At 41.1% G+C, this 11,131-nt stretch carries 12 protein-coding genes; 5 read left to right on the top strand and 7 right to left on the bottom strand.

Translation table 11 applies throughout. From position 1 onward, the window contains the following. Nucleotides 1-107 precede the first annotated feature (107 nt). The 7 genes from rplS to yczE form a co-directional block, all read right to left on the bottom strand. Complete coding sequence (rplS, locus tag L5B83_RS01685; protein ID WP_250351010.1) at nt 108-458, bottom strand: 50S ribosomal protein L19; 351 nt, start codon at nt 456-458, stop codon at nt 108-110. A 72-nt stretch (nt 459-530) separates the two neighbouring features. Then, the gene (gene trmD, locus L5B83_RS01680) at nt 531-1,283 is read right to left on the bottom strand and encodes a tRNA (guanosine(37)-N1)-methyltransferase TrmD (protein WP_265777355.1); all 753 of its coding nucleotides are present in this window, start codon (nt 1,281-1,283) and stop codon (nt 531-533) included. Between the two features lie 62 nt (nt 1,284-1,345). Beyond that, nucleotides 1,346-1,873 (bottom strand): ribosome maturation factor RimM, encoded by a 528-nt coding sequence (rimM, locus tag L5B83_RS01675; RefSeq protein ID WP_250351012.1) that lies wholly within the window; start codon nt 1,871-1,873, stop codon nt 1,346-1,348. 32 nt (nt 1,874-1,905) lie between these two features. Continuing rightward, nucleotides 1,906-2,154: a 30S ribosomal protein S16 gene (gene rpsP / locus L5B83_RS01670; RefSeq protein WP_250351013.1), complete on the bottom strand. Its 249-nt coding sequence runs from the start codon at nt 2,152-2,154 to the stop codon at nt 1,906-1,908. Between the two features lie 155 nt (nt 2,155-2,309). Beyond that, a complete protein-coding gene (locus L5B83_RS01665; RefSeq protein WP_250351014.1) occupies nt 2,310-3,338 on the bottom strand; it encodes a glycosyltransferase family 4 protein in 1,029 nt (342 codons plus the stop codon). A gap of 10 nt (nt 3,339-3,348) precedes the next feature. After that, the gene (locus L5B83_RS01660; RefSeq protein WP_265777354.1) at nt 3,349-4,122 is read right to left on the bottom strand and encodes a glycosyltransferase family 2 protein; all 774 of its coding nucleotides are present in this window, start codon (nt 4,120-4,122) and stop codon (nt 3,349-3,351) included. An 82-nt stretch (nt 4,123-4,204) separates the two neighbouring features. Then, a complete protein-coding gene (gene yczE, locus L5B83_RS01655; RefSeq protein ID WP_265777353.1) occupies nt 4,205-4,855 on the bottom strand; it encodes a membrane protein YczE in 651 nt (216 codons plus the stop codon). Between the two features lie 241 nt (nt 4,856-5,096). Here yczE and L5B83_RS01650 point away from each other — a divergent pair, with 241 nt between their 5' ends. From L5B83_RS01650 to dusA, 5 genes are all read left to right on the top strand, one after another. Beyond that, nucleotides 5,097-6,359 (top strand): NupC/NupG family nucleoside CNT transporter, encoded by a 1,263-nt coding sequence (locus L5B83_RS01650; protein ID WP_250364006.1) that lies wholly within the window; start codon nt 5,097-5,099, stop codon nt 6,357-6,359. 208 nt (nt 6,360-6,567) lie between these two features. After that, nucleotides 6,568-7,806, top strand: coding sequence for a phosphopentomutase (gene deoB, locus L5B83_RS01645; protein ID WP_265777352.1), 1,239 nt, complete (start codon nt 6,568-6,570; stop codon nt 7,804-7,806). 21 nt (nt 7,807-7,827) lie between these two features. After that, the gene (gene deoD / locus L5B83_RS01640) at nt 7,828-8,544 is read left to right on the top strand and encodes a purine-nucleoside phosphorylase (RefSeq protein WP_250351019.1); all 717 of its coding nucleotides are present in this window, start codon (nt 7,828-7,830) and stop codon (nt 8,542-8,544) included. A 141-nt stretch (nt 8,545-8,685) separates the two neighbouring features. Next, complete coding sequence (locus L5B83_RS01635; protein WP_442780618.1) at nt 8,686-10,092, top strand: chloride channel protein; 1,407 nt, start codon at nt 8,686-8,688, stop codon at nt 10,090-10,092. Further along, nucleotides 10,092-11,090, top strand: coding sequence for a tRNA dihydrouridine(20/20a) synthase DusA (gene dusA, locus L5B83_RS01630; RefSeq protein WP_265777350.1), 999 nt, complete (start codon nt 10,092-10,094; stop codon nt 11,088-11,090). Before L5B83_RS01635 ends, dusA begins: the two co-directional genes overlap by 1 nt. Nucleotides 11,091-11,131: the final 41 nt, after the last annotated feature.

Below are 11,131 nucleotides of genomic sequence, written 5' to 3'. Positions count from 1 at the left end.
GTCCAAATAGATAAAAATCCGGTATTTTTGTCTATTACACCAAACAAATAATAAACAAAAAAGGCTTGAGAATGCCTCTCAAGCCTTTCTTATTTCTGCTTGGAAAATTAATCGCCAAGACGCTCTTTAATACGTGCAGATTTACCTGAACGCTCACGTAAGTAGTAAAGTTTCGCTTTACGAACCGCACCTTTACGTTTAACGGCGATGCTTTCTACAACAGGTGAGTGAGTTTGGAATACACGCTCAACGCCTACACCGTTAGATACTTTACGTAAAGTGAATGCGCTGTGCAAGCCACGGTTACGAATTGCAATAACCACGCCTTCGAATGCTTGCAGACGACGTTTGCTCCCTTCAACAACCCATACTTTAACTTCTAAAGTATCACCCGGACGGAAGCTAGGTACGTTTTGTTTTAATTGTTCTTGTTCAATTTGTTTAATGATGTTACTCATTGTGTAATCCTTCTAAGATCCTAGTATTAACTGATGATTTCACGAAACTGGACAAAGCCATTTCGCGATCAACTAATCAACTTTATTTGCTTGCTGTTCAAGTTTTACTTGCGCCAGCAATTTCCGTTGTTCGTCAGTCAGAGCTAGGCTTTCCAATAGCTCAGGGCGTCTTAACCACGTTCGTAATAACGATTGTTTTAATCGCCATTTGCGAATTTCTGCGTGGTTACCTGACATCAACACCGCAGGTACTGACATTCCATCGAGTACCTCTGGGCGAGTATAGTGGGGACAGTCAAGCAATCCTTCCGCAAAAGAATCTTCTTGTGCGGAAGCTTGTTTGCCTAATACACCGGGAATAAAGCGTGCAACGGCATCAATTAATGTCATTGCGGGTAATTCACCACCCGTTAAAACGTAATCACCGATTGACCATTCTTCGTCAATCTCCGTTTCAATCACTCGTTCATCAATGCCTTCGTAACGACCACAGACTAAAATCAATTTTCGATTTTTTGCCAATTCTGTTACACCATTTTGATCGAGCTTGCGACCTTGTGGTGAAAGATAAATTACCTTTACCCCTTCTCCTGCGGCCGTTTTAGCGGCGTGGATTGCATCTCGTAATGGTTGCACCATCATCAACATTCCGGGCCCACCGCCATAAGGGCGGTCATCAACGGTTTGATGTTTATCCGTGGTAAAATCCCGTGGATTCCAACACTGTACTTGCAAGAGATTTTGTTTTACGGCTCGCCCCGTTACCCCATACTCAGTAATCGCTTTAAACATTTCGGGGAACAATGATACAAGACCAATCCACATTGTTATTTTCCTAATTTGTAGGCTCGAAATGCTACAACCTAAAGCTCACTGTATGCCTGAGTTTAGAAACCAGCGTCCCACTCCACGTCAATAGTCTTGGTAGTGAGATCTACTCTTTTAACTACTTGTCCATACAAAAACGGAATTAACCGTTCTTGTTTACCAAAAGCATCTTTGCTATTTGCTCGCACAACTAAGACATCATTTGAACCAGTTTCCATCATTTCTGCCACTTTACCCATTTTGTAACCTTGTAAATTCACAACATCACAGCCAATTAAATCGTGCCAATAATAATCCCCTTCTTCTAACTGAGGGAATACACTTAAATCAACACCGATTTCAATATTTGCGAGGGTTTGCGCCATTTCACGATCATTGATACCTTTTAATTTAACAATAAGCTCGTGATTATGATGTTTCCAGCTCTCTAATTCTGTTGCTTGCCATTGACCTTTAATTTTTAAAAACCAAGGCTGATAATCAAAAATGCTTTCAGCTTGTTCTGTTGATGAATAAATACGTAACCAACCACGAATTCCGTATGTTGAACCTAATTTCCCAACTACTTCAATTCTCTGTTGTGTCATTTTATTCACCTATTAATCTGAAAAATCTGCAATTAAGCAGCTTTTTGCGCTTCTTTTACTAAAGAGCTAACGCGATCAGATAATGTCGCCCCTTTTTCAACCCAAGCATTTACGCGCTCTAAATTAATGCGTAAACGTTCAGCTTTACCTGCTGCTAATGGGTTAAAAAAGCCAACACGCTCAATAAAACGACCATCACGAGGGCAACGGCTGTCAGCGACAACAATTTGATAAAATGGGCGTTTTTTAGCTCCGCCACGAGATAAACGAATGGTTACCATAACCTTCCTCTAATTTAATAAACAAAAAGAAAACCCACATCGAAGGAGTGGGAATGCTTACTTTTTTCTCTGTATATATAGACAAAAAGCCTGTGGATTATACTCTTTCTCGCTAAAAAGGCAACAAATATTCGCTGTTGTATAGCCGACAATGACTAGGATTTCTCTTTTAAGAGAACGCGATAAATTTCAACATACTGTCTTGCCATATTTTGTGCTGAAAAATCATTATGTTGCATATACATCTTGATATTCTCTTTTAGCTCAATAAGTTTTTCTGGAGCATTAAGTAATTCTGTTAAAACGTACTGATAAGATTCTATTGTATTATGTTTGATTAAATAGCCTGTCTTGTTATTTGCAATGATATCAGGTATGCCACCAACAGAATTTGCTAGTGCAGGAACGCCATATTGGTACCCTTCTAATATTACTGCCCCCAAACCTTCAGAATGAGAAGGAATAATTTGCAAATTGATATGCTTAAATACAGAACCAATATAAGGTGTAAAAGGGATAAAAATAATGTTATTTGAATCTTTTGCTTGTTCTTTTAAGGCTTGTTCTAATTCACCTGAACCAACGATATAAAATAATATTTCAGGCAAGCTTTTTGCTAGCTCAATCGTTAATTCAAAATTTTTCACTTTTTGTAAATTACCAATATGAGCGATAGATAATTTCCCTTTTTTCTCTGAAAAAAACGTTTGCTCAAATTCATTATTCTCTAATAAAGGCTTTATACAGCCATAAATTGTTTTAACATTACTGTTCAACGCCTTTAAGTTATGGCTGACTTGTTCGCTAACACCGACTAAAACATCAGCATTTTTATAAGATCTTGTGGATGACTTATGTTTAAATGGAAATGCAACATGTCTTGTTATTACAACAGGCTTACCTGAAATCAATTTAAGGAAACCTGCAATGTGCGCACCTCTACCATCTTGAGCATGAATAATCAGTGCTTTTTTACTAAGTACAAGTTTAATAAGCTGAAAAAAATTCAAAATAGTAATATTTTTGTATGCTTTTAATTTCTGGATAAATTTACCCTTCTTTTTTCCAAAAAAGTAAACTTGATAGTCAGGTAACATTAACATTAATTGCTCGGTTTGGAATTCCCCGCCGCCAAAGCCTTTTGCCATATTAATAAATAAAATCGCCGGTTTAACATTATTCATATAATCACCTTTAATCATTATTTAGGGAAGAGATATTTTTTGACCATAGTTGAGCATATTTGGAAAAAACAGAAAATGCAGAAAGCACTGCCAATAAAAATCCCTGTTTGCCGTCTAAAAAACCGGCTTTTACGAGATACATTTTGACAAAACACCCGATTGCGTGGGTAATGCCTTGAAATAATGTGGCTTTTTTTCCTTGTTTTGCCCGTTGTTCTGCCCACGCGCTGGCATAATTGGCTGATTTAACCAGATAATGATGTAAATTTTTATAAGGATAATGAAGCAAATTTCCCGTTAGTTTTTGCACTGTCGTATTTTCTGGGTAGATCACTTTTTCGTGAACCAAGGCATCGTTATAGCCTGCATATTGGGTTTGATACAATCGCACAACATAATCGGGATACCAGCTTGAATGACGAATTAAACGCCCGAAAACTTCGCTGATACGTGGAATATCGTACACCACATTAGGCAAATTTTTCTCCACAGCTTGCTGAATTTGTTGTTTCAGCTCATCTGTAACACGCTCATCAGCATCTAACCATAACACATAATCAGAGGTTACGTATTGCTGTGCCAGTTGGCGTTGTTTGCCGAAGCCTTGCCAATCGCGATTCTCATAGAATTTAGCCCCATATTGTAGCGCGATTTCTTTGCTCTTATCGGTACTACCTGAGTCTAAAATGACAATCTCATCCACCCAATCTTTCACGCTTTCTAAACATTGTGCAAGATCTTGCTGTTCATTTTTTATAATCATTGCAACGCTGATTGTTGGCATAATTTCATCCTTATTCAATTACTTTTTTGCTAAGTGTAATAGATCTTCTCACAAAAGAAAAAGTATTCAAAAAAGTACCGCACTATTTTTTTAACCTAAGACAATAACCAATGGTATTTAATGTTAATTGCACAACCCAGCCAATACTAAATGCAAAGAGTAATGTTCCAATTCCTACCGTCCCCCCAAGACAAAAGCCAATAGCACAAACAGTAATCTCTATTAGGGTTCTGACTATGCCTACTTTGCAATGCCATCGCTGACATAAGCCAACCATTAGCCCATCACGAGGGCCTGCCCCTTGATGACAAGTGAGATAAAATGCGGAAGCTATGCCAAATAAGAGAATACCTAGTAAGGCATAAGTAAAGCGAAGTAGCATAGAGTGAGGAACGGAAATAAAGTCCACCGTGATACCTAAAGACAAGGCAACCAATAAGGTATTTAACACCGTTCCTAAACCTGCGCGAAGTTTAAGTGGAAACCACATCAGCATAACAATGGCACTGATAATAAGTGATGCCCAACCAACATTAAAGCCCGCTTGTAATGCCACACCTTGCGAAAGCACAGTCCAAGGGGCTGAACCTAAATTTGCCAGTAAAAGTAAGCCTTCCCCCATACCTAAAATGGTTAAAGAAATAATCAACATTACTAGGGAATGATACTCAATTGACCAATGTTTTTTTGCTGTCCAAGGCGTTTGAGGAAGCACGTTAAATTGATTTTTCATAGATAAATTGATCGTAAATTTGCACCGCACTTTGAGATATGATGATAAAGGAAATTTACCTAAATCCCAACTGCTTAATCTCTATAACATATAGCTAAAATGTTTAAGAAATTGCGCATTTTTACCGCAAAGCAATCGCTTGCCTTCACATTTTTGTACATTTTTGCAAGCATTTCGTTACAAAAAACAGTAAAATGCGTTTGCGTTTTTATCTCAATTTTACATTTAAGGAAATTCTAATATGAGTAGCTTAATAAGTGTGCTGGGCATTGTTGTACTTCTTGCTATTGCCGTTCTGTTATCAAGTAATCGCCGTGCAATTAGTTTGCGCACAGTCGGTGGGGCGTTGTTAATTCAAATTCTGATTGGTGCATTTATTCTTTATGTGCCAGTTGGACGTGATATTTTGCTTGCCTTATCCAATGGCGTAAGCAAAGTGATAAATTACGGAAATGAAGGGGTTAAATTTGTCTTCGGTGGTTTAGCAACTGATGCATCATTTAAAGCTTTTGGTAATGACGGATTTATTTTTGCTATTCGTGTGTTACCGATTATTGTGTTCTTCTCTGCGTTGATTTCCTTACTTTATTACATTGGCGTAATGCAGTGGATTATTAAAATTATTGGTGGTGGCTTACAAAAAGCATTAGGCACTTCCAAAGCGGAATCAATGTCTGCTGCCGCAAACATCTTTGTTGGACAAACGGAAGCGCCTCTCGTTGTCAAACCTTATATCAGTAAAATGACTGAGTCAGAATTATTTGCCGTGATGTGTGGTGGATTGGCGTCTATCGCAGGTTCAGTATTAGCTGGTTATGCCGGCTTAGGCGTGCCATTGCCATACTTAATCGCAGCATCCTTTATGGCTGCACCAGCTGGCTTATTGTTTGCAAAATTAATCGTGCCTCAAACAGAAAAATTCAACGATGACATTGAAAAAGTTGATTTAGAACAGCCATCAAATATCCTTGATGCTGCCGCAGCAGGGGCGTCATCTGGTATGCAATTAGCAATGAATGTGGGCGCGATGTTAATTGCATTCGTCGCATTAATTGCCTTAGTGAATGGCTTATTAGGTGGCATTGGCGAATGGTTCGGTATGCCAGAACTTTCTCTTGGCTTAATTTTAGGTTGGATTTTCCGCCCATTAGCTTGGGTAATCGGTGTACCTTGGAACGAAGCGGGCATTGCAGGTCAAATGATCGGGATTAAATTAGCGGTGAACGAATTTGTTGGCTACTTAGAATTTGCCCCTTACCTTGCAGCGGATGCAGCGGTACAATTAAGCGATAAAACAAAAGCAATTATTACCTTCGCCCTTTGTGGTTTTGCAAATTTCAGTTCTATCGCGATCTTAATTGGAGGCTTAGGTGGAATGGCACCAAGTCGCCGTGGTGATATTGCACGTCTTGGTATTAAAGCGGTAATTGCAGGTTCATTAGCTAATCTGATGAGTGCAACCATAGCCGGTTTATTTATCGGTTTAAGTGGTGCGGCGCTGTAAAGTGCGGTAAAATTTCATCACATTTTTTCGATAACGCCACGACATTGTTCGTGGTGTTGTCATATTAAGGCAAAGAAAACGTTTGCTACCATTATGTTACAAGGAGATTAGGATTTCTCCAATAAGGAAGCAATGAGCATTTTCCGCTTCCAAATAAAGCAAACATTCTGTCGCCCAAACACAGAGTTCAATAATTAAGGAGCTTAAAATGAAACGCGTATTTATAATGATGTTAGACTCTTTCGGTATCGGTTCAAGTGAAGATGCGGAAAAATTTGGCGATAAAGGCGCAAATACCTTAGGTCATATTGCACAACGCTGCGCCGAAGGGCTGGAAGACAAAAACGGGCGCAAAGGTTCACTTCATTTGCCTAATTTTGAAAAACTGGGCTTAGGCTTAGCCGCCAAAGAATCTTGCAGCGAATTGCCAGCCGGTTTTAATCCAAGCCCCGCATTGATTGGTGGGTATGCTTATGCGAAAGAAATTTCATCAGGTAAAGACACCCCGTCAGGGCATTGGGAAATCGCAGGTGTGCCAGTATTATTCGATTGGGGCTATTTCCCCGATCACGAAAACAGCTTTCCACAGGTTTTATTAGATCGTATTGTCGAACGTGCGGGCTTAGAAGGTTACCTTGGCAACTGCCATTCATCTGGTACCGTGATTTTAGATCAACTGGGCGAAGAACATATGAAAACAGGTAAACCTATTTTCTACACCTCGGCAGATTCCGTCTTCCAAATTGCCTGCCACGAAGAAACCTACGGCTTAGACAAGCTGTACGAATTATGCGAAATTGTGCGTGAAGAATTAGCCGATTACAACATTGGGCGTGTCATTGCTCGCCCGTTTATTGGCAATAAAGCTGGCGAATTTTCTCGTACCGGTAACCGTAAAGACTATGCCATTGAGCCACCCGCGAAAACCGTATTACAGAAATTAGTCGAAGAAAAACAAGGGGATGTGATTTCTATCGGCAAAATTGCTGATATTTACGCCCATACGGGCATTACCGAAAAAGTCAAAGCCACAGGCTTGGCAGAATTATTCGATAAAACCCTTATAGAAGTCAAAAGAGCGGGCGAAAATGCCATCGTTTTCACTAACTTTGTAAACTTTGACTCTGATTTCGGCCACCGCCGTGATGTCGCAGGTTATGCCGCTGCATTAGAATATTTCGACAGCCGTATCCCAGAACTATTAGCCTTAATGAATGAAGGTGATTTGCTTATTTTCACTGCCGACCACGGTTGCGATCCAACTTGGCACGGCACGGATCATACTCGTGAGCATATTCCCGTATTGCTTTATGGCTCACAAGTACCAAAAGCCTTTTTAGGCAAACGTGAAACCTTTGCTGATGTAGGGCAAACTATTGCCGACTATTTTGGCTTATCACCAATGGATTACGGTAAATCAATCCTTAATTTTAACGACCAAGATTAATCAATATAAGAGGACTTTATTATGACTCCACATATCAACGCCCCAGCAGGTGCTTTTGCTGATGTAGTATTAATGCCCGGCGATCCATTGCGTGCCAAATACATTGCGGAAACCTTCCTGGAAGATGCCAAAGAAGTTACCAATGTGCGTAATATGTTAGGCTACACAGGCACTTACAAAGGGCGAAAAATTTCGGTAATGGGACACGGAATGGGAATTCCCTCTTGTTCCATTTACGCCAAAGAATTAATTACCGATTATGGTGTGAAAAAAATTATCCGCGTCGGGTCGTGTGGTGCAGTACGTGCTGATGTGAAACTACGCGATGTGATTATTGGATTAGGTGCTTGTACCGATTCAAAAGTCAATCGTATTCGTTTTAAAGATAATGACTTTGCTGCCATTGCCGACTTTGAAATGACCCAAGCTGCCGTACAAGCAGCAAAAAATAAAGGCATCAACGTGCGTGTGGGTAACCTTTATTCGGCTGATCTTTTCTATACCCCTGATGTTGAAATGTTTGATGTGATGGAAAAATACGGCATTTTAGGCGTAGAAATGGAAGCAGCGGGCATCTACGGTGTTGCGGCAGAATTTGGCGCAAAAGCCTTAACCATTTGTACGGTATCAGACCATATCCGTACCCACGAGCAAACGAGCGCGGAAGAACGCCAACTGACTTTCAATGAAATGATTGAAATTGCGTTAGAAAGTGTATTGCTTGGTGATCAGGCTTAATCCCTAATGAAATCACACCGTACGGGAAACTAAGTGCGGTGTTTTTTTAGCAATTTTTCATCTTATTGATCCTTGGCATATTTTGCATAAGAAAATATTGCTATAATTTCCCTCAATTCATTTTCATCTCTGCTAGCTAAAATGTTAATGCGATTTACCCAAAAAATTCGTCATTTTATTCATCGAAAATTACGCCAAAGCTATCGCATTTCGCGTAAAACCATTGAATTTTCCTGTCTGTTAATCGGTGCAGCGTTGGTATCCTTATTCTCCCTTGGTTTTGCCAAATTTGCCGATTTAGCCTTACATTGGAATGCCCACTGGAGTGCCAAATATCCTTATGCCGTATGGATTGTACTGCCTTTAGGACTGGCTTTTTTGGCGTGGTTTACCGCTAAATACACCCCTTATGTTTCGGGCAGTGGCATTCCACAAGTGATCGCTTCAATTGATATGCCGTATAGCGCCAATAAAAGTAAGCTCATTGCCTTTGGACAAACGCTGTGGAAAATCCCACTCACCTTTTTAGCGATGTTATTTGGTGCATCAGTGGGGCGCGAAGGGCCTTCTGTACAAGTGGGCGCGGCGGTAATGTATGCGTGGGGCAACGTGTGTCGTCGCCACGGTTTGGCATTTAAAGGCTTAAATGCCAATGAATTAATGGCAACGGGTGCGGCAGGTGGACTGGCAGCAGCATTTAATGCCCCTCTGGCTGGGGTGATTTTTGCGATTGAAGAATTAGGGCGTGGCATTTTGCTCCGTTGGGAACGCCGTGTGCTACTCGGGGTACTCACCGCAGGGTTTATTTTGGTCGCCATTGAGGGCAATAACCCCTATTTTCCCAATTATCAAGGGGAAACTTCCGTGCCTTATATGTTCTTATGGGTTGCATTATGTGGCATAGTAAGTGGCATTTTAGGCGGTATTTTTGCTCGCTTATTAGCTAAAGGGGTGGCTGGCACTGCACCGGCTAAAATTCGCGGGTGGATTCGCCGTCACCCTATTTATACCGCCTTTATTTTAGGCTTAATCCTTGCGGGGCTTGGCACATTCACCCACGGACAAACTTATGGCACAGGCTATGAAGTGGTTACTCAAGCATTGAGTGGTGTCGAAATAGGGAGTGAAGTAGGCATAAGTAAACTATTCGCCACCGTTGCAACTTATTGGACAGGCACGGCTGGGGGGATTTTCACCCCATCATTAACCACGGGAGCGGGCATTGGTGTACAAATCTGGTCGCTTACAGGGGGCATTGTAGATCAACGTTTACTGGTTTTATTATGTATGGCGGCGTTCTTAGCCGGGGCAACACAATCCCCTGTAACAGCAAGCGTGGTAGTAATGGAAATGACATCCAGTGAACCTGTACTATTTTGGCTCTTGATTTGTAGTCTTATCGCTTCTATCATTTCACGCCAGTTTAATGCGAAACCGTTCTATCATTTTGCCGCAGGGCGTTTCCGCCAGCGTATTCAAGAGCAGGCAAAACAAGCTGAGTTAAAGCAGCAAGAACAGCCAAAAGCCGTACAAGAAGAAAGCAAATAATGACCCAACAAAAATTAATAAAAAACACACCGCACTTTTATCGTGGGCGATTTTCTGTTGCTCCAATGCTTGATTGGACAACGCGCCATTGCCGTTATTTCCATCGCCAATTCAGTCAGCACGCATTGCTTTATACGGAAATGATCACCACAGGTGCAATTATTCACGCCAAGTACGATCATTTGGAATTTGATCTGGCAGAAAACCCTGTGGCACTTCAACTTGGCGGGAGTGATCCCGAACAATTACAGCATTGTGCAAAACTTGCCGCCGAGCGTGGTTATCAAGAAATTAATTTAAACGTGGGCTGCCCGTCTGATCGCGTGCAAAACGGAATGTTTGGTGCTTGCCTGATGGCGAAAGCGGATTTAGTTGCAGATTGTGTACAGCGTATGCAGTCTGTGGTGGATATTCCTGTCACGGTAAAAACCCGTATTGGCATTGATGATCTTGATAGCTATGAATTTCTCTGTGATTTCGTGCAGAAAGTGACACAAGCAGGCTGTCAAGAATTGATCGTCCACGCACGCAAAGCGTGGCTCAGTGGATTAAGCCCGAAGGAAAATCGTGAAATTCCCCCCCTTGATTATGAGCGTGTTTATCAGCTAAAACGGGATTTTCCACAACTTTTAATCAGCATTAATGGCGGGATTAAAACCATTGAAGAAATGCAACAACATCTGCGTTATGTGGATGGCGTGATGGTTGGGCGTGAAGCTTATCAAAACCCGAGTTTATTAGGCTATATTGACCACGCCTTGTTTGATCCACAATGCCCCATTATTCATCCCAAAGAGGCAGTGGAAAAAATGTTCCCCTATATCGAACAACAGCTTGCACAAGGCGTTCATCTTAATCACATCACCCGCCATATGCTTGGCGCATTCCAACATTGTAAAGGCGCCCGTCAATGGCGCAGACATCTCAGCGAAAACGCCCATAAAACGGGGGCTGGTATTAATGTCGTGGAACAGGCTTTAGCTTTTGTGGAAGCCTAATTGTGCTAGAAACTAAAATAGAAAAGTGCGGTGTTTTTTTC

The organism is Avibacterium sp. 21-599, from assembly GCF_026226765.1.
Classification (GTDB): domain Bacteria; phylum Pseudomonadota; class Gammaproteobacteria; order Enterobacterales; family Pasteurellaceae; genus Avibacterium.
Note: the sequence above shows the minus strand (reverse complement) of the source record. Positions and strands in the feature narration are given on the sequence as shown.